The following is a 23,816-nucleotide window of genomic DNA, read 5'->3' on the forward strand; positions in this document are numbered from 1 at the left end:
AGCACGGGGATGGATACCCTCACCCCGGCCCTCTCCCAGAGGGAGAGGGAGTGCTGCGCGGTCCGTCATGCCTCGGCACTCCGGTACGTCCCTCTCTCCTGGGCCCGATCACTCCCATCCCTGGTGTGGTTCGTGATTTGTTTGTGTTCATAGGAATTCGTCACGGCTGAAGGCTTGCCGGAAGCCCACCAGCCGGGTCGACGAGCATGCGCTCCTAGACGTGTGCGCAGGTGCCCACCGAGCGTGCGTCACCCGGATGCGTTACAAGGGATGCGCCGTGCGAGCCCTCCACCTGTCTCGTTTCTCTTCGCTCCGCGCTTTCGGGCACCGGGATTTCGTCCACGTCTGGTCCGGCGCGCTCGTGTCCAACATCGGCACCTGGATGGAGCTGATCGCCCTGGGCGTGTTCGTCACCACCGTGACGGGCCGCGCCGAGGCCACCGGTGGCATCGCCGCCCTCACCTACATCCCCGCCGTGGTGCTCTCTCCCGTGGGCGGCGCGCTCGCCGATCGCTTCGATCGGCGCGCCTACGTCGCCCTGGGCACCCTCGTGCAGGCGCTGCTGGCCGCCATCCTCACGGTGCTCGCCTTCACCGGCCGCCTCACCGTGCCCGCCGTGGCCGTCATCTCCTTCTTCAACGGCTGCGCCAGCACCCTCATCGGCCCCGCTTTCTCCGCCCTCATCTCCGAGGTCGTCCCTCCCGAGGACCTCCACAGCGCCTTCAGCCTCAACTCGGCCCAGTACAACCTGGGGCGCATCATCGGCCCCATGCTCGCCGCCCTGGTGCTCGCCACCGGCGGCCCCGCCTGGGCCCTGCTGTGCAACACCTTCTCCTTCCTCGCGGTGCTCGTCGCCCTGTGGCGCGTGCGTTCCTCCGGCCGCGAGGCCCCCCGCGCGCGCGAGGAGCTGTGGCCCGGCATCGTGCGCGGCATCCGCGTGGCCCGGCAGGACAGCGGCATCTTCCTGGTGATGATGGGGACGCTGGCGCTCTCCGTGCTGGTGGCCCCCTTCATCGGCCTGGTGCCCGTGTACGCCATTCGCGTCCTCAACCAGGGCGAGGTCGCCACTTCGCTGCTCGTCACCGCCCAGGGCGTGGGCGCGGTGTGCGCCGCGGTGATGCTCGGACCGCTGGTGGCGTGGATCGGCCGCAAGCGGTTGATGGAGTGGACCGTGCTGCTCATCGGCCCCATGGCGGCGCTGTTCTGGATGGCGCCCACCCTGCACTCGGCGGCGCTGGCCATGGTCGGCCTGGGCGCGCTCTACATGGCCACGCTCACCGGCTTCAACACCACCTGCCAGCTGCGCGTGCCTCGCGAGCTCCAGGCCCGCATCAGCAGCCTCTACGGCATGATGCTCGGCGTGGGGTACGCGGTGGGGGTATGGTTGCAGGGGGCGCTGGCGGACCGCGTGGGCGTGCGCTTCGTCACCGCCAGCTGCGCGCTGCTCTTCCTCGCGCTCGTGCTCACGCTGCGCCTGCTGCGCCCGCGTGCCTTCGACGCCACGGAGACTCCCAGGCAGCTCGTCCCCGCGGGCGCTCCGAGCCCCTCCGTCCAGCTCGAGGGGCCCGGGGACTTCTAGCCGACTACTTCGTCTCCACCGTGAGGACCATCCACCGGTCCGTGGAGTGGTCGATGCGCAGGTTGCTCGCGCCGGACTCCTGGAGCTGCTGCACCACGCGCTCCAGGAACTGCAGCTGCTCCTGCGACGCGTCCACGAAGACGTTCTTCGGGCCGGCGCCCTTCGCCTTCGGCTTCTTCGCCGGCTGGGCGCTCGCGCCGTTCATCGGCTCGGACGAGGCCACGGCCTTCAGCCGCGACGCCGCGTCGTCCGCCGGCGTCTCGTTCTCGGACTCCGACTCGCTCGAGGTCTCCTCGGCCTTCTCCTCGGCGCTGTCCGCCTCGCTCAGGGCCTGCTCGCGCAGCTCGTTGAACGTCTTGGCGTTCAGCGAGGCACCGAACTTGTCCTTGTAGGCGTCCATCGCCTCGTTGCGGCTGATGTCCGGCTGCTTGCGGAAGAGCTCGAGCAGGAACGCGTGGCGCTCCTGAGCCTGGTCCTGGGAAATCCTTGCCATCGTTGGGGTCCTCGGTTTGCTGCGTACTGCACCACTGCGGAACGCAGGGCGGCGCAAACTACCCGAGCCCCGGGTGGAGCGGAAGTGGCCCCCGGCGAACCCCCACGACGGCCTCCGCCCCTCTTCACCGCTCGTGCGGAGTCCCCTCGCTCGCCGCCCGTTTCTCACCGGGTGGAACGGCTCCGGCACGAGGGCCGGGAAAAAAGAGAGGGCCAGCCTCCGGGACGAGGAGACCGGCCCTTCGTGCCTCACGGCTCCGACACCCGGAGGTGCCGCGCGGGACTAGCCGCAGATCTCCTTGCACGCGGCCGGGGTCTTGGTCGCGTCCATGTAGTCGGTGCAGGTCTGGGCCGCCTTCGCGTCCGAGCAATCCGAGGCCTTGCCCAGGTCGTACTTCTTTCCGTCGGTGCAGGCCTCGTCGTACTCCTTGCGATCGTCGCACTTCGCGACGGCGTACTGCTTGGTCTTACACTCCTCGGCGTTGGCGCCGTAGGCGGCCTTGAACTGCTCGGTGGACTTCACCTCGTTCGACTGGCACTCGAAGGCGCGCTCACAGGCGAGATCGATTCCGGACTTGCACACGGCCTCGGGCGAGGTGCAACCCACGGCGAACAGAGACACGGCGGCGCTGCTGATGAGGAAGAACTTGCGCATGTGACTTCTCCTGTGGCGACTGCGGGGAGTGCTACCTCCCGGACCGACCTCAACCCCCCCTCCTGAGGTGGATGACCGTCCGACCGGAGAGGGTCGCCTTGTTAGCATTTCGTGACACAGAAGGCCAACTTCGGGCGCACGAAAGAGAGTCTTGCGCTTCGCGTCAATGCTTGACGGTGTCTGGTTCTTCCTCGCTTTCCCGAGAAGACAGACGGTATGGCTCAACGCGTCGCCGGGAACACCGCCGCCATCTGGCGCAGCTGTGCGAGCAATTGACCGCTCTCACTCCACAATTCCGCTAAATCATCCGCGTAGCCCTCGGAGGCGTGACGGGAGTGGCCGGTGCGCAGGTAGAAGGCATCCGGAGCGGCCTGGGCGAGCGGCAGCGGCGCGTAGAAGTGCGCGGTGTAGTCCATGGTGGCGCCGTTGCAGAAGCCATTCACCCGCGAGAGCGCGGCGGGCGGGTATGCGTCCAGCAAGCCCACCACGAGGGGCGCATCGAGCGGCGTCGGGACGCACGGGCGGATCCACCCACCGGAGCGGGCCTCGGCGGCACCCGAGTAGGGCGCGGCTCCCACGCACCAGCGGAAATCGAACTGGGCGCCGAAGGTGGGGAGCACCTCGCTCGGGACGGGGGTCACGTCGGAAGGAGGAGGCACCCGGGGCGGGCGCGCCTCGTCATAGACGAGGGGCGTCTCGCGCGAGATGGCGAAGGTGGCGCTCGCGAGGCAGGCCACCTGACCGGCCTGCTCCAGGCGCGCGGACAGGTGAGTCACCTGACGGCCGGCGCGCTCGACGCGTACCGCCAGCAGGGCCTCGCCCTCGGACACGGGAGCGCAGAAGTGCACGGTGAGCGAGCGCGGCGCGCGGGCCGGGTCGTTCAGCTCGCGCATCATCGAGCGCAGCAGGGAGCCTCCGAGCATTCCGCCGTAGGCGCCGCGCCCCTGGAACCACTCGGGGCGGATGTCACCGCGGTAGCGCCCCTCTCCCAGCGAGCTCCAGGTGGTGGCGGTGACGAAGGGGGATTCGATGGTGTTCGCGGACATGGCCGCACCCTAACCAACACCGTGGAGACGGGCCACGATTGGTGAGTCCGTGCTCGCCGCGTCCGCGTAGGGCACGTGGCAGCGCGAGGCCCGGGTGCGTCGCTGGGGTGGCGGGAGGAGGGGGCGGCGTGGTTCCGTGTGCCTCGTTTCTCCGAGTGGACAGCTCGTGCACGGGGGTTGCAGAAGGTGGAGCCGGAGCGCCCCGGAGGATGACATGCACGGTGTGGCGGGAGTGATGACGGCACTGCTGCTGGCCGCGGCGAGCAACGAGGGTGAGGCGGCCACGAGCGCCACCGTGCCCCTGTTCGAGCCGCGCCGGATGTTCGTGGGCGTGACGGTGCCGCTGATGGACCGCAACGGGTTCTCGGTGGAGGGGGAGCGGGAGGTGGACGAGCACGTCAGCGTGAACCTGGGACTGCGGGTGGCCTTCGACCTGGAGACGTGGAATGGCCTGCTGGGCGAGTCGGACGAGGCGTACCTGCGGGTGGGGCTCGAGCCCGGGGCGCGCTTCTATCTGACGGGCTCCTCGCTGAATGGGATGTGGGTGGGTCCCCGGCTCGAGGTGGCGCATGGGTGGCGGGAGTTGAATGACGGGGAGCACCCGGTGCGCTCGTTGGAGAGGGCGTGGAGCGTGGGAGGCGCGGTACTCACGGGCTACAGCCTGCGCCTGGGTCGGGGCTTCACGGTGCAGGCCGCGTTGGGCGTGGGTCTGACGTATGAGCGCGGCACGGTGAGCGAGCCCACGACGCTGACGAGTGGTGGTGGGTTGTTGGAGCTGCGCACTCGCTATGACGATTGGAGCGCGGGCCCTCGCGGGCAGCTCGCCGTGGGATGGACGTTCTGAGCGGGTGACGCACTCCGTGTGCGCCCGGGCAGTCAACCGGTGTGCGTCGACACGGCCACAAGCGGCGGTGGATCATCACTGCTCATGGGGTTCTGCCGCGCCTGTCTGATTTTGTCATTGCTGGTGGGGGTCGAAGGAACTTTGACACCATGACGGAGGCCCCATGAGCCAGCAGCCCGCCTCGCTCGTCGACGTGAAGCCCGTCGTTCCCCTGCTGGACGTGCTGCTGCGCATCCGCGAGGACATGAGAAGCCGCGCGACAGGGCCGTACCTCTATATCGGCATGCCCGACGTGGATCGGGTGATGTGCTTCATCGGAGGTTATGGGGAGTGCCTCCGCTCCCTGGGGATCGAGGAGGGGGCGGACTCGCTGTTCGGCGAGTGGTTTCGCGATGTCAAGAAAGCCTGGCCGGGTCGAGGGTGGGAACCTGTTTATCTGGAGGAGTTCCACGGAGACCAGAAGCGTGCCCTGCTCAAGTTCCTGGACTTCGTCGCCGAGTTTCGAGCCCTCTCCCCGGAAGCGCTGGCCTCGATCCCGTGGCACTTCAGCGGCGAGCACCCGGCGGCCCGGGAGCCGTCCTGGATTCCCGCGCACCCGCCCACGCCCACGCTGGACATGCTGCTGGAAGTCCGCCGGGAGATTGGAGACGTGCCCGGGAGGCTCGGGATGTTCATCGGTCCCATCGACGTGAGGCGGATGGCGGGCTTCATCGATGGGTACCGGTTGTGCCTGGCGCTGGCGGGTGCCAGGGACGAGGAGTACCCGCGCTTCCAGCGCTGGCTCCAGGAGGAGAAGGGCCTCCCTCCAGGTCAAGAATGGACGTCACCGCTCCTGCAGGCGAGCCAGGGCGACTCGGAGCGGGCCATCCGCCAGCTCCTCGCGTACGCCGCCGAGTTCCGCTCCCTGTCCCAGAAGCGGAACGCTCCCGGCGAGGGCTGACGCCCAGCCTCCCGCAACCCACCGTCACGCGGGTGGGGCGGTGGGCGGCGTGAGGTTCGCGGCTCCCGGTGCCGGCCGCGGTGGTTCCTGCTCCTCGGCGCCCACGAGCTGCGCCCGCTCGAGCTGCTTCCGCACCTCCTGGTACTTCGGCCAGTCGAAGTGCTTCAGGAAGATGGCTCCGGCCGCCACGCCCCGGAGGAACAGGTCCACCTGCTCGTCCGCGCTCAGGTCGAACTTGAGCCAGTCGTGCGGGCCCGTGTCGATGGTGGTGATGAGCTTCTTGTAGTCCGGGTTCTTGTTGATGAAGTCCTCATCGAGCGTCTGCCTCGCGGAGTTGAAGATGGCCGCGCCGAGCTGCCCCAGCGGCCTCGCGCTGAGGCCTCGTGACATGGCGTCGATGCGCTTGCGCTTCTCCAGCCCCAGCTTCACGCCGAACGTCGGCGTGCGCGGGATGGCCGTCGAGTGGAACTCGCTGATGGGGAAGTTCGACATGATTCCTCCGTCCACCAGCGTGCAGGAGTCCACCGGCGTGCCCCCGTCGTAGTCGACCAGCTCGTTCCACTCGTCATCGTTGCGCGGCATGTCCTCCGGCCGCAGCGGGCGGAAGAAGAACGGCACGGACATGGAGGCCCGGACGAAGAGCGACGGGTCCACCTTCTCCGCGTCCTTCCAGAAGAGCCGCGCCATCTGCGGGAAGACGACCTTGGTGCCGGTGGAGACCTCGGAGGCGACCAACGCCAGGCGCGGCCTCTTGTCCTTCGGTATCTCGATGGGCTTCGGTGCCTGGCCGTCTTTTTTCTCGAGGAGTCTGTCCGGCAGCGCGGTCATCCGCTTGTTCAGGTCCCCGGCCGTCGGCACCTGGTGGGCCTCGAGAATCTTGTGGACCCTCTCCAGGAAGCGCTCACCCGGGTTGAGGCCCAGCCGGCGCAGGATGCTGGGACACGACAACACACCCCACTGGAAGCGCGACACCCCCACCGCGAGGGACCTCAGCCGCCCCTTCACCCGAGCGCCCCACCCGGCGTCCTGCTTCGGCTTGGGCACCCGCCGCTGGACCGCCCGGATGAACCGGCTCACCGGGAACCTGCTGTCCAGGATGGTGGGCAGGTCCAGCTCCGAGAGCATGTGGAACAGCTCCTCGGCCTTCGCCTGGCGCTTGTCCTGTTTCGCCGCCGCCAGCAACAGCGCGGTGATGGACCCGGCCGAGGTTCCTCCAATGCTCAGGAAGCGGATGCCCATCGACTCCAGCGCGTGGATGTACCCGAGCAGCGCGATTCCCAGCGTTCCCCCTCCCTCCATCACCAGGTCGACGTATGGGTGGCCTTCGTCATCGACGATGTCGGAGAACCGTTTGCCTTCGCACTCGGCACGGAGCTGTCTGAGTTTCTCATTCACGCCCGCATGGCCGAGGAAGTGTTTCTTGAAATCCAACGGCGAGGGCTTCCGCTTCACGTCGAGCTTCAGGCGCGCGACGTCCTGGCGCGCCTGCTCCACGGTCACCATCCAGTCCTTCCACTCCCTCTTCTTCTGCTGCCTTTCGTCCCGCTCCTGCTGCTTCTTGCGTTCCTCTGGTGTCATGACACTCCCCCAGATTGGACGGAGTGGCGGCTCTGGAGATGTGATGGGAGTCGCTCCTCGGATGCCTGCCGTACAGTCAGGGGACGACTCCGTCCTCCAGATGATGGATGTGACCTCGTGCGTTTGCTCGCGGGCCCGCGCTCGCGTCACCCTGACAGGCTCATGGACTCCTTCGAGACCCTGTCCTTCGACATCCCCGGCGCCTGGGCCATGGCCGGCGAGGGTCGCTTCGTCCCCGTCGGCCCCGGTGTCCTCGAGTCCGAGGGCGGCTCCGGCCTCCTCTGGTACACCCCCTCTGAGTTCTCCGACTTCCGTCTCCAGGTGGATTGGCTCGCCCACTCCATCGAGGACAATTCCGGCGTCTTCTTCCGCTTCCCCACCGCCGAGCTCGCGCGCAAGCAGCCCGACTGGAAGGCCGGCTTCGAGGTGCAGATCGACGACCGCGGCGTCGACCCCGAGCACGGCACCCAGGGCAGCTCCCTGCACCTCACCGGCGCCCTGTACATGCTCGCTCCCGCGCTCCTGCTGGCCTCCAGGCCCCTGGGCGAGTGGAATACCTTCGACATCCTCGCCGGTGGGTTGGACCTGCGCGTCGCCCTCAATGGCGTGGAGGTGTGTGTCTTCACCGCGCCCGCCTACAAGCCTCGCTCCGGCCGCATCGGTCTGCAGGCCCACCACGCCGGCTCCCGCGTGCGTTTCCGCTCCCCTCGCATCCAGCGGCTCTGAGGCTCGCACCGGCGCTCACGCACCGGCCGGGCGGGCCTGCGCTCGTCCCTCCCCGGGAAGCTTGGAGCGCCCCGGGTGCGCCCCACATTGAACCTCGGAGTGGCGCGCAACTCCGCGCGTCCGCGGTCCCTACGAGGAGTCCGTCACCATGGCCGGCAACGACAAGGGAAGGAAGTACAACCCCGTGCACCCGAAGGAGGACGAGAGCCGTAAACCTTCCTTCGCCAAGGACCGGGTCGAGCGCGGTCTCGAGGCCGATGACACCCGGCCCCTCTACGCCGCCGACTCCATCCACCCCACCCGCGAGCAGAAGTTCGCCCTGGACAGTGACGCCGAGGTCGGTGGCTACGTCCCCGATATCCGCAGCCCCATCGACGAGGCCGATGAGGAGCTCCGCCGCCAGAGGGGCGAGGAGAAGCAGGACAGGAACAGGGAGTGATGGCACGGTGTGACGCGGTCGACCCTCACCCCGACCCTCTCCCAGAGGGAGAGGGCCTGACCTGGTTCCTCACCGTGGATGTCCCCTCTCCCTCTGGGAGAGGGCCAGGGTGAGGGTATACCCGCGGGTCACCGCTTCGTGGCCGGCGGCTCCACCGGGTTCTCCGCCACCAGCTTGCCCAGCTCCAGCGGGCCCACCTGCTGCTGGATGACCTCCGGGTCTCCCACCAGCACCACCTGCATCGCCTCCGGGCTCAGGTACCCCTCCGCCGCCCGCTGCACCTCCGCCGGTGTCGCCTTCTCCAGCCCCTCCACCGTCCTCGCGAACTCGTCCATCGGCCTGCGCAGGAAGAAGAGCTGCGCCGCGCTCGAGCCCAGTCCCTCCACCGACTCGAACTCGCCCGGAATCGCCCGGATGAGGCCCTCCCGCGCCGCCTCCAGCTCCTTCTGCGTGATGGGACGCTCGCGTATCCCCTTCAGCTCCCGGAAGAACTCCGCCACCGCCGGGCCCGTCACGTCCGCCCTCACCGCCGAGGACGCCGTCAGCGGTCCCACCCCCAGCCTCGCGTCCGAGTTCGCCCCCGCCCCGTAGCTGTACCCCTTGTCCTCCCGCAGGTTCATGTTCAGCCGGCTGCCGAAGAAGCCGCCGAACACCGTGGTCGCCAGGTCCAGCGAGTGCTCGTCCGGGTTGCCCAGCGCGATGCCCGGTCTCCCCATGACGATCACCGTCTGATCCAGCCCCGGCTTGGGCACGAACACCACCTGCTGCCGCGCCGGCACCGGCGGCGCGGGCGGCACCGCCGGCGGCGTGGCGCTCCCCTTCCAGTCGCCAAAGGCCTTCTTCGCCAGCTTCACCGCCTCGTCCAGCGTGATGTCTCCCGTCACCACCAGCGCGGCCGCCTTGGGGCCCATGTTCTTCTGGTAGAAGGACTTCACGTCCTGCAGCGTCAGCGACTCCACCGTCGCCGGCAGGCCGCTCACCGGGTGCCCGTAGGGGTGCTTCGGGCCGAACACCGCGTTGAGGTACGCCTGCTGCGCCAGGAAGCCCGGGCTCCCCATCGCGCGCACCAGCTCCGCCAGCTGCAGCTTCTTGCGCCGCTCGAAGTCATTCTGCGCGAAGTTGGGCTTGCGCACCACGTCCGACAGCAGTGCCAGCGCCGCGTCCGCGTTGCGCTTGAGCACCCGCGTCCCGATGAAGGCCCCATCCGGGTCCGTGCTCACCGAGGGCGACACGCCCAGGTCCTGGAACGCCCGGTCCAGCGCCAGCGTGTCCTTCCCCGCCGCGCCCTCCAGCATCATCTTGTACGTCACGTCCGCCAGGCCCCACTTGCCCGCGGGGTCCTGCGCCCCTCCCGTGGCGAAGGCCACGCCCACGTAGACGAGCGGCAATTCCTTGCGCGTGCTCACCAGCACGGTGAGCCCGTTGTCCAGCTTCGCCTGCTCGAACTTCGGCAACACCAGCTCGGGGGGCTGACCCGGCTTCGGCGGCTGCGCGCGGAAGGCCTCGGCGTCCTCCTGGGGCTGGGGCGCGGGGGCGGGCGTCTCGGGCGAGGGCGCCGGCGTGGGCTCCTCGGGCTTGGGCAACGGGGCGCTGATGCACCCGGTGGCGAGCGTCAGGACGGAAACGGCTGTGAAGAGGCGGCGCATCAGCGGGTCTCCTTCTTGGAGGAGGCGGGGGACTTCTGGGCGGGCACGGCGTGCACCACCACTCGGGCTTCGGGCTTCAGCAGGTCACGGGCGAAGTCCCGCGCCTTGTCCACCGTCACCGCGTCGTAGCGCGCCAGGTCCTCGTCCAGGTAGCCCGGGTCGCTCACGTAGTGGTTGTAGCTCTGCAGCACGTCCGCCTTGCCGCCGAAGCCGCCCACCGACTGCAGCCCCGCCAGCATCTGCGTCTCGAAGCGCGTGCGCGACCGGTTCAGCTCCTCCTGCGTAATCCCCTCGCGGCGCACCTCGTCCAGCACCGCGTCGATCTCCCGGGCCAGCGCGTCGCTGGAGATGCCGGGCCGCGCCACCGCCTCGATGATGAAGACGGACTGCGCCCCCAGGCTCTGCTGGCTGGCGCTCACGCTCTGCGCCAGGCCCTTCTCCAGCACCAGGCGCCTGTAGAGGCGGCTGGACTTGCCGGTGCCCAGCGCGTTGGCGAGCACGTCTCCGGCCGCGTCCCCTTCCGTGAAGTACGCCGGGGTGAGCCAGGCCATCATCACCGTGGGCAGCGTGCCCACCTTCTCGTCGTGGCGGATGACCTGCTCCTTCGTGTGCTTCACCGCGGCCACCTGGGGCTTCTCCGGCTTGGGGCCGCTGGGCAGCGAGCCGAAGTACTTCTCGATGAGGGCGCGCGCCTGCTTCGGGTCGAAGTCCCCCACCACCGCGAGCGTGGCGTTGGCCGGCGCGTACCACTTGCGGAAGAAGTCCTTCACCTCGTCCAGCGTGGCGGCGTCCAGGTCCTTCATGGAGCCGATCACCTTGCCGTGGTACGGGTGCGGCGCCGGGAAGAGCGTCTGCCACAGCTTCTCCTGCGCCACGCCGTAGGGGCGCGTCTCCACGCCCTGGCGGCGCTCGTTCTTCACGACCTCGCGCTGGTTGTCGAGCTTCTTCAAATCCAACGCGTCCAGCAGGAAGCCCATGCGGTCGCTCTCCAGCCAGAGCGCCGTCTCCAGGTGGTTGCTGGGCACCGTCTCGAAGTAGTTCGTCCGGTCGAAGTTCGTGGTGCCGTTGAGATCATTGGCGCCCAGCTGCTCGAGCATGGAGATGTGGACGTCGTCGGGCACGTGCTTGGAGCCCTGGAACATCATGTGCTCGAAGAGGTGGGCGAAGCCGGTACGGCCCGGCTGCTCGTTGTAGGCGCCCACGTGGTACCAGACGTTGACGGCCACCACCGGCAGCTTGGTGTCCCGGGCGAGGATGACCTCCAGCCCGTTGGGCAGCTTGTACTTCTCGTACGGAATGGCCAGCGCCTCGCGCCCGGGCTCCAGCGGCTTCGCCTCCTGCTGCTGGGCGAAGGCCGGGAGGCCGAGGGCGAGGACGGCGGCGGCGATGAGCGCTTTCATGCGGAGCGGTGCCTCCTCGGGTTGTCCAGAGGCAATCCGCTTAGCACGTGCCTTGTTCCCGGCGCAGGGGGAATGTCCCCGGGAATCGTGTTCTGGGCCCCGCCCGCGCTCGGCGGCCCCTCGCTACGGGGGAGACTGGCAGTGCGCCGAGCTGAACCGGCAGAGGCCGTTGTAACACATCTTACAGTCACCGCAGCTACGGCCGCACGCGCCACAGTTGTAGGGATCGTTCATCGTATCCGTGCACATCCCATCGCAGCTGCTCGTGGTGGACGTGGGGAGCTGGCAGGTGCCGTTGACGCACGTCTGGCAGCTCCCGCAGGAGTTGCCGCAGGCACCGCAGTTGGCCGGATCGCTCAGCGTATCCGTGCACGTCCCATTGCAGCTGCTCGTGGTGGGCGTGGGGAGCTGGCAGGTGCCGTTGACGCACGTCTGGCAGCTCCCGCAGGAGTTGCCGCAGGCACCGCAGTTGGCCGGATCGCTCTGCAGGTTGACACAGGTTCCGCCGCAGCTCGTGGTGCCCACCGTGCACACGGGACACCTCTCGTCGAAGAAGCTACGGGAGTAGTCCGCGGTCCCGCCGCTCGAGTTGCAGCCCGTGCTGGGGCTTCCGTAGTAGGTCATCCGGGCGGAGATTCGGACCGAGTGATTGCCGCCGGAGTAGTCGCGGCAGCCGCTGTAGTTCAGGGTCTTCGTGAAGGTCCCCCGGCCGTACTCGCCACTGGTTCTCGCGCCACCCGTGAGCTGGTCGGGGCCGGCGACCCATTGATCGTCGAGGTAGTAGGTCAGTCGTACACCGTCCATGGGTTCGGGGACCGACCAGGTGCCTTGAATCTGCAAGACGCCGTTGGAGGCCGTCGTCGTGTACGAGAGGGAGGGCCACTGGGGCATGCATTGCGTCTCGGCCTGGGGCACGGAGCGGAAGGTTCCCTCGCCGCTTTCCTCATCCGGGATCGTGGTGCCACACGCCCCGAGCACCAGCGCCGATGCGAAGGCCACGGCGGTTGCTCGCCAGCACACGAGAAGGTTCTTCCTGTCCATAGCGGTTCATCTTTCCTGGAGATGGGTTCGCCCATGCCGCGTCCTGGGACGGGCATCGGCTTGGTCGCTGGACTGGAATTTCGTGGGAACTTTTCTTCGCGGCCTGGCGAAGTCGCTGGAATTCCTCGGCTTTTCTCCGCCCACGACCCACCCGGATGGGAAGTTCACCCGGGTGGGAGTCGGAGGAGCCGGCTCAGTTACACGCGTAGAGGTACGAGCTCGGGGTGCTCCAGGTGCCGTCGGGGTTGATGGTCCGCACGGTGTACCCGCTGCTCGGGTAGGTGGTGCCCCAGCAGTCGCGGGCGCGGACGTCGTTGCTGACGGCGGAGGTGAAGTTCCAGTTCCCCCGGCGGCGCTGCTTCTCGTAGGCGGCCACGCGGTCCACGGCCTCACGCCACGTCGAGTCGTTGTAGAGCACGTCGCGGCGCTTCTCGAGGAACTTCTGCAGGAAGGCGCTCTCGGTGATGCCGTTGTAGCCAATCGCCGGGGCGACCTGGTTGGGATTGCCCAGGGCGTTGTTGGCCGCGGTGATGAACTGCTTCAGGGTGCCGTGGTTGATATAGGCATCGTAGAAGGCGGCCTTGGACAGCGCCGAGGTGAGGCCCCACTTCTTCGCCTCGTTCAGCGCGGGCGTGAGGTACAGCCGCTCGCTCACCTGGTCCTGGCAGCTCTTGAAGTCCGCCCGGGTGGTGGTGTTGTTGTAGCTCGTGCCCCAGTCGCTGACCCAGTTGCCGACGGAGTCGAGCTCGGCCGTGGACGCCTGGTTCTGGCCCGTCGAGAGGAAGCGGTTGTTGATGGTGGTGAGCCCCGGCATGTACTTGGCCATCAGGTTGCCGTTGGAGGCGCTGCGGAGATTCACGTAGCACTGGATGACCTGGATGGCGTCGCCCGTGCCGGTGCAGAAGCCCGCGCGCCCGTTCGTATACCCGCGGCCATCGCCGATGTTCTCCGCGTACGCGTACGCGAGTACCGGCGTGTCGTTCTCCCAGATGCTGGTCAGCGCTTCCGCCACCTTCTTCTGGTTGTCCGTGAGCCCACCGTCGGTGCCGCCCGTGCCGCCGTCACTGCCCGTGCCGCCGTCGCCGCCCGTGCCACCGTCACTGCCCGAGCCCGCGTCGCTGCCACCGCCGCCGCAGCTGGGGTCGCTGATCTGCACGTTGGTGGCGGTGAACGAGACGTTCGAGTTCGTGGAGTAATAGAACGTGTACGAGGCGTTCACCCCCACCGTCAGGCTCGAGGTCCTCGAGTACGTGCAGGTCGTGCCGCTCTGGGTGTGCGACCAGCCCGGCTCGTCGTGATCGCACGTCACGCCGCTCGGGACGTTGAAGGCGATGCGCGGGCTCGTCATGGCGCTCGTGCCGGTGTTCTTGAAGATGATCGTGCCCCAGTAGTCCGGGCCGTCGTAGGTGTTCGTGGTGAGGGTGTACGAACAGGCCGCGAGCTCCTGCCAGGCCTCGCCCGAGAGCGTCTCCGCTCCTCCCACGTCCCCTCCTCCACATGCGGCGAGCGCGGTGGCCATCCCCGCGAGCGCCAGCTTCAAACCCCCGATCACAGCATGATGTCTGTTCATGAAGGTATGTCCTTTCAGAGAATGCGGCGGCCGCCTCGCGACAGCCGCCTCGGTTGATGGAGCGTTTCAGTCCTGAAGCCTTACAGCTGCTCGAGCCGGAACTGCTGGCAGTCGTTGTTGGACCAGGTCCACTGCTGGATGTTGGTCCCGTCGCCGCTCGTCGTGCAGCTGGTGACGTCGATCACCTTGCCACTGTGACGCGCCTCGAGCCGGTAGTAGCCATTGCCGAGCGACACGGGCTTGAACTGCTGGTTGGTGGCGTTGAATGAGGTCCACTGATGGATGTTGGCGCCATCCGCGGTGCTCGGACCGGAGACGTCGATCACCTTGCCGCTGTAGCGCGAGACGAACCGGTAGTAGCCGCTGTCGGTGGGCTCCATCGTCCACTGCTGGCTGGCGCCGGTGTGGCAGGTCCACTGGTGGATGTTGGCGCCATCCGCGGTGCTCGGGCCGGCGATGTCCACGCACTTGCCCGAGGCCTTGTTGACGATGCGGTACGTGTTGCTTCCGGTGCCGCCGCTGGCCACCTGCGCGATGGCGTTGAGCAGCGAGGTGGAGCCCGAGGTGTCCTGGGACAGCTCCCAGATCATCACGCCGCCGCCCTGCTGCATGGCGAGCCGGGTCTTCGACTGGATGGTGGCGATGCCGTTGTAATAGACGTCGCCGACGTTGTCCTTGTAGGGGGCCTGCGGGTCGCGCGCGACGAGCTCGTTGTAGCCGACGTAGGACGACGGCGAGCGGCCGTAGAAGGGCACGCCGAGCACCGTCTTGTCCTTGGGCAGACCGCGACCGAGCCAGTAGTTCATCGACTGGACGGCGTAGTCATACGTCGAGTGGGGCTGGCCCCCGTCGTAGGCCATGAGGTTGAGGAAGTCGACGTCGGCGAAGGTCGCGGTGGGGACGCCGCCGCCCGTGTAGCCGTTGGCCACGACGGCCGCGGTGAGCAGCTTGCCGCGGCTGTGGAGCGCGGTGGACAGCTCGCGCATCAGCAGGCCGTAGTTGGTGGCCGAGGTCCCCGGATCCGGGTACTCCCAGTCGATGTCGGCGCCGTCCAGCCCCGCCGCCGTCACGAAGTTCACCACGTTGTTGACGAAGGTCGTCCGCGTGCCCGCGTTGGCCGCCAGCTTCTCGAAGCCCGAGTCATCTCCATTGTTCCAACCGCCAATCGAGATGAGCACCTTCACGCCGCGCGAGTGCGCCGTCTGGACCAGCGACTTCAGCCGGGCGTCCCCGCTGCTCGGCCCCGTGAGGCCGCCCTGCGCCGTGGGCAGGACGAAGGCGTAGTTGATGTGCGTGAGCTTGTCGTACGGGAGGGTGTTGATGTCGCCCGCCCACGTGGGGACGTAGCCGATCACCTTCGTCGCGAGCGCTCGCTCCTCGACCTTCGCCGTGGGCTCCTCGGAGGCAACGTCGGGCTCTCCGGAGCAGCCCGCCAGGGTGGAGAGAAACGCGGCTCCAAACGCCAGGGTCCTGAACTGGAATGCGTTACGCGGCACGGGTGACTCCTCTGGGGTTCTCCCCGGAGGGCGGCCACTGTGGGCGACCGCTCCCGGGATTGGACCTCATGAGGCTTCACCTGCTCGGATCGGGTCAAGGAATTGCTGGATTCCTGGATAAATATGGGGAACGTACTATTCCCGAGTCATGAGAATCGTGAGCCGCCTGGGCCTATTCCGGGAAGTGCACCACGCGGCCGTCGTCGCCCACGGCCCAGATGTCGCCCGGCGAGCTGAGCGCGATGTCTCGGAGGGGCCTGTTCACGGTGGTTGCGGTGAACCACGTGCCCGCCGCGTTCAACCGGCGGATGGAGCCGTTGGTACTCGCATCGGTGACGTAGATGGAGGAGGGGTCCAGCACCACGACGCTGGAGAAGGGGGCGGTGGTGTTATCCGGTGGCGGGCTCACTCGGGTCCAATTCGTGGCTCCGTCCCACTTCATCACCAGACCATTGTCTCCCACGGAGTAGGCGAGTCTGGAATCGCCCATCCACACGGCGCGCAGGACTCCGGTGAAACCGGAGGCTCCATTCAGGGTATGACGTACCACCGAGCCCTGGTTGCCACTGCCGGGATAGCTGGCGATGTAGGGCGCCGAATTGGCTTCACTCTGGCCTCCGACGGCGAGCAACTGCGTAGGGGCCAATCCGTGGATGCCAAAGTAGGTTGAAGTCTCGTTGTAACGCTCTTCCGGTTGGTAGCCAGGCGTCCACGCGTACATCCGTCCCAGGCTGCCCACGATGTAGACCTGGGAATTGGGTGAGTTGAACTCGACCATGCCAGTGAGGCTGTCGCCTGATGTCGTGGTTGTTTGATTGGAGCAGGCGTTGATGCCGTCATACTCGGCCAGACGCCCGCCCTCACCGGCCAGCAACACATGGCCGTTGGGGCGTACCCAGGCGGCGCGCCAGTCGTAGTTACCGCAAGCTCCATCGAGACTCTTGAAAGGTTGGCCTGCCGCGGTGCGGACCGCGAGTGCACCATTGTCTCCCGCGACCCACACTGGCAACCCGCCCGAGCCGATCGCCACCGTCTTCCACTGATGGGAAGTGCCGATGAGGGCGCCGTCCGCGACCACATTCCATCCCTTGCCCCCGCAGACGTTGCCCTCGTCCCGCTGCGTGTCGCAGTTGTTGTCCCGATCGTCACAGCTCTCGGCGATGCCACGCCGGTTGTACTTGTCCTGATCGGCGCAGTCGTCCGTGTTGGCGATGGCTCCCGTGGGCGGTGTCGCGCCAGGGCACACCTGGACCGGGGTGGATTTGTCGTCGCCCGCGCCATCCCCGTCCACATCTGGGTAATAGAGCATCGGGGCCGGAGCGTTGTTGCAACTCAGCCCGGTGTGACTGGCATTGCAGGCGTACTGTCCGCCGGGACAGGGGTCGCTGCATGCGGCGCCCTTGGCCTCGAAGCCTTCGTCCACCTTGCCATCGCAGTCATCGTCCACCTCGTCGCACCGCGCCTCGGAGACATCGTTGCGCGGGTAGACCGCGGGGTTCGAGTCATTGCAGTCCGTGGCGGTCTCTACGTAGCGGGTGGTGCTCGTGTCCGCGGGCCTGGTGCAACTCAGCAGCGGCGCGGTATCCGGGTCGCCGAAGCCGTCGCGATCCCGGTCGTAGTACCAAGGGCTGCCCACTCCCTGGTCGCTGGTGCCGTCGCAATCGTTGTCTCGTCCGTCGCACAGCTCGCTGGCGCCGGGTTTGATGCTCGTGTCACTGTCGTTGCAGTCTCCACTCTGGGAGGCATAACCGTCCGGCATGCTGCCGCAGAAGATGACGTAGGCCGCGTTCAGTCCGGCGTATCCATCACTGTCCTCATCCCGGTACCCCACGGTGGTCACGGAGTCACCGCAGGGGCTCGTGACGCAGGCCTGCTGGATGCACAGATACCCTTTGTCGCAGGGGTGCTCCGTGTTGCACTCGCGAGCCTTGTCCTTCAGCAAGTCCTCCAGGCTCGGCACCGTGCAACCCGCGAGGAGCCACAGCACTCCCATGCATCCCATCAGGCGGCTCATCACTGAGTCTCCTTCGCGGTCGAGGGCGCGCTGTCCTTCGGTGACAGCACCCAGGTGACGACTGCTCCCACGGCGGCCAGCCCCGCCGTGCCGAACAGCACGTTGGCCACGTTCGCGCTGCTCCGGGCATCCTCCCAGTGCGAGCGTGTCACATCCTGGAAGGGGGTGTTCTGCGCCTCGTTCACGCTGGAGCGCGACTGGAGACCGAACACCGTCCCCACCCCGAGCGCCGCTACCCCCACTCCCGCCAGCACCATGGATGTCGCGGGCATCCGCATGCGCGAAGGTTCCGCCACGCCGGCTACATACGGAGGGGGAGTCGCGGGGGCGGGTGCATTCAGGTCGGGCGTCGTGGCCTGCTGCTCGGGCCGGTCCTTGTTGGCGATGACTGGTGGTTTCGGCTCCTTGGGGGAGGGGGGCGGAGCGCGGCCCAGCTCCTTGTTCACGCGGGCCCTCATCTCCTCGAAGTCACGCTCGACCTTGGGCGAGACCGCGAGCGGCAGCTTCGCCTCCGGATCGAGCAGCAGCCCTGTCTTGAAGGCCGTCTGGGATTGCTCCCTCTTTCCCATGTCCGCGAGGATGATTCCCTCGTGCAACGCGATGGCCACGTCCTGCTTCATGTCTCGGGCCAATCCCTTGGCTCGCTGGAGCTGCTCCATCGCCCGCTCGTACTCCAGGCTCTCGTAGAGCCTCACCGCGGCAGTGAGATAGCGGTTGAAGGCATCCTGCGCGTGCGCGGCCCTCGGGGCGGCTGTCACGGCCAGGATGCACAGAGCGAGCACCAGTCGCACATGAAGCGGGGATCGCGGCATGGCGCGCGATGGTAGGTGCGGGATGTAGGTCTGTCCACACGGACCTGGATTGACTCAGTTGTCGTGAAGACAACCCCAGGGGTCAGATACCCTCACCCCGTCCCTCTCCCAGAGGGAGAGGGGTGGTGGTTGTCGTGGGCGCATGCACCGGCAATTCCAGACACAGCCGTGCGCCTCCCTCGGGGCGGTTCTCCGCTCTCAGTGTTCCCCCGAAGCGCTCCACCAGCTCTCGTGAGATCGACAGGCCCAGTCCTGTTCCCTTCTCCGGGCCCTTCGTCGTGAAGAAGGTGTCGAACACCCTCGGCAAGACCTCGGGTGGAATCCCTGGCCCATTGTCCTCCACCATCAGCGTCACCCTCCCCCCCTCCGCCACTCCCCTCACCGTCACCTCTCCCCCCTGCACCTTCGCCTCCTCCAGCGCGTCCCCCGCGTTCACCAGCAGGTTCAACAGCACCTGCGCCAGTCTCCTCCTCGTGGCGAACACCTCCGGCAGCTCCGCCGGTACCTCTACCTTCAGCTTCGCCACGTGCTTGAGCCTCACCCCCGCCAGCCTCGCCGCGTCCGTCACTACGTCCGCCAGCGCGCACTCGCTCGGCTCCTCCTGATCCATCCTCGAGAAGCCCTTCAGGTCCGACACAATCTGACGGATTCGCTCCACCCCCGTGCGCGTCTCGTCCATCACTTCCTGCAACTCCTGCCGCGTCTCGTCCGGCAACTGCTGCGCCAGCACCTCCGTGCGCAGGAAGTCCAGGTTGGAGCGCACGAAAGCCAGCGGGTTGTTGATTTCGTGCATCACGCTCGCCGCCAGCCGCCCCACCGTCGCCAGCTTCTCCGTCTGTGCCCGGTGGCGATCGGCCACCGCCAGCTTCTCCAGTGACTCGCGCCGCGCTCGCTCCAGCCGGGCCTCGCTCTCGGCCGCCTGCGCCTTGCGCAACTGCCCCGAGGCGTACGTCGCGAAGAACGTGGACGAGCCCACCATGCACGCCCACCCCAGCGCGTGCGGCACGCTGTCGCGCGTCGCCAGCATCAGGCCCAGCACCCCCAGCGTGCTGGTGATTCCACCGCCAATGGCCGGCCCCGCATGCCGTGGATGCACGAGCGCCATCATCAGCGGCACCGTCGGCACCAGGTTGATGTACGGGCTCCGCGCCTGCCCCGTGAAGTAGACGAGGCTCAGGAAGAACCCGCTCGTCAGCACGCTGTTGAGCGTGGCCACCGCCGGATACCAGCGCTCGTCCAGCTTCCGCACCGCCCAGCCGTAGGCCAACAACTCCGCGCACCAGGCCACCCGCGTCAGCAGCGTCTCGAGGCTCGGCTGCCCCAGGATGAGCACGTCCATGCCGTACAGCAGCAGCGTGCCCGCCGCGAACACCAGGCTCTTTCTCAGCCGTTGTGCCTTCTCCGTGCTCGCGGCTTGCTCGGGGGTCGGGGTCTCGATGGGGCGAACAGAGGGCAGAGGCAGCTGCACGGGGTATTTCCTCAGCGCCGGGTGGCGATCACCACGCGAAACCCGTACCGCTCATACGGTTCGGGCAGCGCTTCCGGGCGCACGTCCACGGTGAACCCGTGGGTCTCCAGCAGCTCGCGGGCGCGCGGCAGCAGGAAGGTCAGGTAGTACATGACGAAGGGCGGCCTCCAGAGCGCGTTGCGCACCCGCATGGCCGCGTTGAAGGCCCGCGCCACCCAGTACCCGGGGCGCAGCCTCGAGGGCTCCTCCCCCGTGACGAACACGAAGCGGCCTCCCGGTTTCAGCGCCCGGTGGATTCCCGCCACCAGCCGCGGCTCGTCCTCCTCCAGCACGTGTCCGAAGGCGCCGTAGCTCGTCACCAGGTCGAACTCCTCCCGCCACCCCATCTCCAATGCGTCGCCCCGCACCAGCTCCACCCGCGCTTCTCCCGGCGCTTGCGCCAGCAGCCGCCCCGCCTCGTCCAGCATCCCCTGGCTCAGGTCCAACCCCACCACCCGCTCGCGGCACAGCGGCCTCAGGTAGCGCATCGCCGCCCCCGTCCCGCAGCACACGTCCAGCGCGCTCCCCACGCTCCCCGGCTTGCCCGCCACCTCCAGGCTCGCCTTCAGCAGCGCGTCCGGTGTGCGGAACGGCGTGTACTCGAACTTGGGCGCCAGCAGGTCATACCCGCGCTCCACCGAGCTCAGGCCCTGCTGAAGGAGCTCCATGAGGCTCGGTCCCTTGGGGTGGAACATGCGGCCCCCTGGTCTACCCCAGGTCGTCCCGTCGGAGCGATCTATGTCCGCCAGGAGTGTAGAAATTCTGCGGGGGCGGATAATTCGGGGTGTCTGGAGCGTGCGGCAGCGGACTTTCAGCGGGCGCGGGGCAGCTCGAAGAAGAAGGTGATGCCCGGGCGGCCCGCGTGGTCCTGCACGCCCAGGGAGCCGCCGTGGCGCGCGATGATTTCGCGCGAGATGTAGAGGCCCAGGCCCAGGCCGGGCTGGTGCACGGAGGAGGACAGCCGGTTGAAGCGCTGGAAGAGCTGGGCCTGCTCCTCGGGGGAAATCCCCGGGCCCTCGTCGGAGACGGAGACGCGGAAGGTGCTGTCCCAGGAGGCCAGCAGCACGGCCACGCGGGCCTCGGGCGGCGTGTACTTCATCGCGTTGTCGAGGAAGTTGCCGAGCACCTGCTCGATGCGGTCCCGGTCCGCGCTCACCCACGCGACGCCCTCGAGCAGCCGCACCTCCAGCGGGCGCTGGGGGTGCTGCTGGCGGAAGTCCTCGGACACGTCGGCCACCAGGGCGCGCAGGTCCACCGGCCGCGTGCGGATGTGCAGCTGGCCCCGCTCCAGCCGCGAGGCGTCCAGCAGGTCATTGGCCAGCCGGGTGAGGCGCCCCGTGTAGCGCTCCATGCGCGAGATGAGCGTGACGTCCGAGACGGGCTGGTGGGCCTCCAGCTGGCGCCGCGCCTGGGTGAGCACCAGGTGCAGCGACGTGAGCGGCGTGCGCAGCTCGTGCGAGGCGATGTTGAGGAACTCGCTCTTGGTGCGATCGGCCGCCACGGCCGCGTCCTTGAGCTTCTGCAGCTCCGCGGTGCGCTCGCGCACGCGCACCTCCAGCTCGTCGTGGGCCCGGGCCAGGGCCGCCTCGGCGCGCTTGCGGTCGGTGATGTCCAGGACGATGCCCACCAGCCCCGCCGGCTGTCCGCGCGAGTCCGTGTACGTGGCCTTGTAGAAGATGACGTCGTGCACCTCGCCGGTGCCGAAGCGCACCTGGGACTCGTACGTCTGGATGCCCGGGTGGTCGAAGAGCTCCTGGTCCTTGGCGGCGTAGCGCGCGGCGAGCTCGGGCGGGGCCATCTCCCAGACGGACTTGCCGACGATGTCCTCGCGCTTCTTGCCGTGCATCTCCAGGAAGGCCCGGTTGCAGCCGCGGTAACGCCCATCCAGCGTCTTGTGGAAGATGGGGTTGGGGATGCTGTCGATGAGCGTCTGGAAGAAGTCCACCTGCTCGCGCAGCGCCTGGTCGCGCTCCGTCACCTCCACGCCGGTGAGGACGAGGTAGCCGGCCGCCTCCCCGGACTCGAGCCGCGACGTGCTCCACTCGAGCAGCCGGCGCTGGCCCCCGCGCGTGTGCCAGAGGCCGTCGTGACGGGCCGGGTGGGGACCCTCCACCAGCCGCGCGAGCGCCTGGCGCTCCCGCTCCTGCTCGTGCCCTGGCGTGACGAGCTCCTCCAGACGCAGGCCCCGCGCCTCGCTCGTGGAGCGGCCGAGCACCTGCTCTCCCAGGCGGTTGAGGTGGACGAGGCACCCCTTCGGGTCGAGCACCAGGACGAGCGCCTGGATGGCATCCAGGAGCACGATAGGGCCCAGTCCAACAGGCAGCGCCGTGTCCGCCAGGTCCTCGTGGTGCATCGGCGACAAGGCCATGTCGTGCAGCATACCTGTATCAATTGTTGGTGCTCCGAGGCTTTTTTCCCCGACCCGGCGCTCGTCTCGTGGACAGGCGGCCGGACCTCGGAGCGGGTGGCCCGCCCCTGCCCGCGGGCCGCGCGAGCGCTCCGCCCGAGGCTCAGTGCATCGTGGAAGCGGTGTCGGACTCCGCGTAGACGCCACCGGAGATGCCGGTGCGGGCCTCGAACTCGCTACAGCCGCTCATTCCGGAGACCTGGAGGTCGAATTTGCGCAGATCCGGCTCCATGCAGCGGGCCACCTCGGTGTCGTCCGGGTTGGCATGGTGGCTGTCGAAGTAACGGCAGCCCTTGCAGTTGCCCCAGTTCTTGTCGGCCATGGCTTCCTCTCGGGTGGAAGGGGGAATCGTCTCCCTTCGAGGGTGGGGCCGGGGCGCGGCGGCCACAAGCGACGCCAGCCCGCACGGCTGCCCCAGGCGGGGGCACGCGGCGGACGACAGGAGAGGGGGAGGTGCGAGGGCCCTGACCGGGGGCCGCGCTGTCCGCACAGCCCCCTCCGGGGTGGAGGTCCCGGAGGGGGCCGGGCCCGAGCCACGGTGGGAGGCAACCCCCGTGTGCGGGCCGGAAGGACCCGGGCGCGAGCTGCTGGGAGAAGAGGCTCGCGTCCCGGGTGGCTTGCCGGCTCGGGCTAATTCGTCGACTTGCGCAGGTCCCCGCTGTTCTTGATGTTGCGCTTCACGGTGTCCTCGGCGCCGCTGCAGTCGCCCTTGGCACTCGCGTCCATGAGCAGCACGTTGCTGCTCATCTCCAGGTCCCCCTTCTGGAGGCACGCGGCCACGGGCAGGCCCTCGAGCCACACCTGGGGCTTGAGCAGCGCGAGCAGCTCGTCATCGGCGCCCACCTCCACGCCGGTGGCGGACTCGAAGCGCGCGTCCTCGCTGAACTTGAGGTTGAGCTCCAGGCTGGAGGGCGTGGAGTCCTGGGTGAAGCTGGCCTTCACCCGGAGGCTGTAGCCCACGAGGGGCTCGGTGACGGCGACCTCGCCGGCCTTGGCCTCCTCGAGGCGGAAGTCGATGCGCTTGTAGGTGCCCGCGGGCAGGCGCATCGTGGACAGGTCCGGCAGGGTGGCGCCCGTCATCAGGTCCACGATGATGGGGCCGGGGACGACCACGGTGCCCGAGCCGCTGCCGGACTCACCGCCCTTGCAGGTGGCGCCCGCGAGCAGGCCGCGCACGTCCGCGCACTTCGTCCCCTGGGGCAGGTCCAGGCGGATGTCCTTGAGGTGGAGGCGCGCCTCGGTGAGCGTGAAGGTGACGCCGTCGCTGGAGCGGAACGTGGGCGCGGGTGGGATGAGGTAGTGGTCGGCCTGGACGTGGACGCTGGCGGCCTGGGCCTGGGACTCGTGGACGGAGAAGCGCAGCGAGGCCCCCTCTCCCCCGCAGGCGGCGAGGGCCACGGCGGCGGCGGTGGGCAGCAGCGTCTGGCGGAGCGAAAGGGCGCGGAGGTTCATGGTCGGGCGGGGAGCGGGAGGTTCTTCGGCCAGTTCTTCCCGTTCCAGTTCCCTGGACTCCCCGAGTTGGATATCGGCCACACCTGCCCGGCGCGGGCATGTGGGCGCGTGGCGGGCGGTGTCCTACCCGGGAGGGCGGGAGGCAGGGTGAGGCCGTGGGGACACGGGGTTA

21 protein-coding genes are annotated in these 23,816 nt (G+C 68.3%); 5 read left to right on the plus strand and 16 right to left on the minus strand.

Annotated elements, in window-relative coordinates:
* Positions 1-277: 277 nt before the first annotated feature.
* Positions 278-1,579, plus strand: coding sequence for an MFS transporter (locus JRI60_RS52485; RefSeq protein ID WP_204229482.1), 1,302 nt, complete (start codon positions 278-280; stop codon positions 1,577-1,579).
* Positions 1,580-1,583: 4 nt separating this feature from the next.
* On the opposite strand, the gene JRI60_RS52490 is transcribed toward JRI60_RS52485, so the two are convergent.
* The 3 genes from JRI60_RS52490 to JRI60_RS52500 form a co-directional block, all read right to left on the minus strand.
* On the minus strand, positions 1,584-2,072 hold the full coding sequence (locus tag JRI60_RS52490; RefSeq protein WP_204223687.1) for a hypothetical protein: 489 nt from the start codon (positions 2,070-2,072) through the stop codon (positions 1,584-1,586).
* A gap of 282 nt (positions 2,073-2,354) precedes the next feature.
* Positions 2,355-2,726 carry a hypothetical protein gene (locus JRI60_RS52495; protein ID WP_204223688.1) on the minus strand — a complete coding sequence of 124 codons (372 nt, stop codon included), beginning with the start codon at positions 2,724-2,726 and terminating at the stop codon, positions 2,355-2,357.
* A gap of 221 nt (positions 2,727-2,947) precedes the next feature.
* Positions 2,948-3,772 carry an acyl-CoA thioesterase gene (locus JRI60_RS52500; RefSeq protein ID WP_239470246.1) on the minus strand — a complete coding sequence of 275 codons (825 nt, stop codon included), beginning with the start codon at positions 3,770-3,772 and terminating at the stop codon, positions 2,948-2,950.
* 214 nt (positions 3,773-3,986) lie between these two features.
* Between JRI60_RS52500 and JRI60_RS52505 the strand changes: the two genes are divergently transcribed.
* Positions 3,987-4,616, plus strand: a complete 630-nt coding sequence (locus tag JRI60_RS52505) for a DUF3575 domain-containing protein (RefSeq protein ID WP_204223689.1) — start codon at positions 3,987-3,989, stop codon at positions 4,614-4,616.
* A 163-nt stretch (positions 4,617-4,779) separates the two neighbouring features.
* A complete protein-coding gene (locus JRI60_RS52510; RefSeq protein WP_204223690.1) occupies positions 4,780-5,556 on the plus strand; it encodes a hypothetical protein in 777 nt (258 codons plus the stop codon).
* A 24-nt stretch (positions 5,557-5,580) separates the two neighbouring features.
* On the opposite strand, the gene JRI60_RS52515 is transcribed toward JRI60_RS52510, so the two are convergent.
* Positions 5,581-7,134 carry a patatin-like phospholipase family protein gene (locus JRI60_RS52515; protein WP_204223691.1) on the minus strand — a complete coding sequence of 518 codons (1,554 nt, stop codon included), beginning with the start codon at positions 7,132-7,134 and terminating at the stop codon, positions 5,581-5,583.
* Between the two features lie 162 nt (positions 7,135-7,296).
* Between JRI60_RS52515 and JRI60_RS52520 the strand changes: the two genes are divergently transcribed.
* Both JRI60_RS52520 and JRI60_RS52525 read left to right on the plus strand, forming a co-directional pair.
* Positions 7,297-7,860, plus strand: coding sequence for a 3-keto-disaccharide hydrolase (locus JRI60_RS52520; protein WP_204223692.1), 564 nt, complete (start codon positions 7,297-7,299; stop codon positions 7,858-7,860).
* 148 nt (positions 7,861-8,008) lie between these two features.
* Positions 8,009-8,299, plus strand: a complete 291-nt coding sequence (locus JRI60_RS52525) for a hypothetical protein (protein ID WP_204223693.1) — start codon at positions 8,009-8,011, stop codon at positions 8,297-8,299.
* Positions 8,300-8,427: 128 nt separating this feature from the next.
* Here JRI60_RS52525 and JRI60_RS52530 read toward each other — a convergent pair whose 3' ends face one another.
* The 12 genes from JRI60_RS52530 to JRI60_RS52585 all read right to left on the minus strand — a co-directional run bounded on the left by JRI60_RS52530 (position 8,428) and on the right by JRI60_RS52585 (position 23,644).
* On the minus strand, positions 8,428-9,945 hold the full coding sequence (locus JRI60_RS52530; protein WP_204223694.1) for a M16 family metallopeptidase: 1,518 nt from the start codon (positions 9,943-9,945) through the stop codon (positions 8,428-8,430).
* Positions 9,945-11,345, minus strand: coding sequence for a M16 family metallopeptidase (locus JRI60_RS52535; RefSeq protein ID WP_204223695.1), 1,401 nt, complete (start codon positions 11,343-11,345; stop codon positions 9,945-9,947). The genes JRI60_RS52530 and JRI60_RS52535 overlap by 1 nt, the downstream gene beginning before the upstream one ends.
* Before the next feature lie 123 nt (positions 11,346-11,468).
* Positions 11,469-12,344 carry an MXAN_6577-like cysteine-rich protein gene (locus tag JRI60_RS52540; RefSeq protein ID WP_204223696.1) on the minus strand — a complete coding sequence of 292 codons (876 nt, stop codon included), beginning with the start codon at positions 12,342-12,344 and terminating at the stop codon, positions 11,469-11,471.
* Positions 12,345-12,579: 235 nt separating this feature from the next.
* Positions 12,580-13,956: a chitosanase gene (locus JRI60_RS52545; protein WP_239470247.1), complete on the minus strand. Its 1,377-nt coding sequence runs from the start codon at positions 13,954-13,956 to the stop codon at positions 12,580-12,582.
* A gap of 80 nt (positions 13,957-14,036) precedes the next feature.
* Positions 14,037-15,452: a glycosyl hydrolase family 18 protein gene (locus tag JRI60_RS52550; protein WP_204223697.1), complete on the minus strand. Its 1,416-nt coding sequence runs from the start codon at positions 15,450-15,452 to the stop codon at positions 14,037-14,039.
* Positions 15,453-15,624: 172 nt separating this feature from the next.
* Entirely contained in the window at positions 15,625-17,466 is a 1,842-nt protein-coding gene (locus tag JRI60_RS52555) for a MopE-related protein (RefSeq protein ID WP_204223698.1), read from the minus strand.
* On the minus strand, positions 17,466-18,278 hold the full coding sequence (locus JRI60_RS52560; RefSeq protein ID WP_204223699.1) for a hypothetical protein: 813 nt from the start codon (positions 18,276-18,278) through the stop codon (positions 17,466-17,468). The genes JRI60_RS52555 and JRI60_RS52560 overlap by 1 nt, the downstream gene beginning before the upstream one ends.
* Positions 18,279-18,360: 82 nt before the next feature.
* The gene (locus tag JRI60_RS52565; RefSeq protein ID WP_239470248.1) at positions 18,361-19,746 is read right to left on the minus strand and encodes a sensor histidine kinase; all 1,386 of its coding nucleotides are present in this window, start codon (positions 19,744-19,746) and stop codon (positions 18,361-18,363) included.
* Between the two features lie 11 nt (positions 19,747-19,757).
* Entirely contained in the window at positions 19,758-20,480 is a 723-nt protein-coding gene (locus JRI60_RS52570) for a class I SAM-dependent methyltransferase (RefSeq protein WP_204223700.1), read from the minus strand.
* A gap of 116 nt (positions 20,481-20,596) precedes the next feature.
* Positions 20,597-22,165 (minus strand): sensor histidine kinase, encoded by a 1,569-nt coding sequence (locus tag JRI60_RS52575; protein WP_204223701.1) that lies wholly within the window; start codon positions 22,163-22,165, stop codon positions 20,597-20,599.
* A 130-nt stretch (positions 22,166-22,295) separates the two neighbouring features.
* Positions 22,296-22,514, minus strand: coding sequence for a hypothetical protein (locus JRI60_RS52580; protein ID WP_204223702.1), 219 nt, complete (start codon positions 22,512-22,514; stop codon positions 22,296-22,298).
* 308 nt (positions 22,515-22,822) lie between these two features.
* Positions 22,823-23,644: a hypothetical protein gene (locus tag JRI60_RS52585; RefSeq protein WP_204223703.1), complete on the minus strand. Its 822-nt coding sequence runs from the start codon at positions 23,642-23,644 to the stop codon at positions 22,823-22,825.
* Between the last annotated feature and the right edge of the window lie 172 nt (positions 23,645-23,816).

The sequence above is a fragment of the Archangium violaceum genome (assembly GCF_016887565.1).
Taxonomy (GTDB): domain Bacteria; phylum Myxococcota; class Myxococcia; order Myxococcales; family Myxococcaceae; genus Archangium; species Archangium violaceum_B.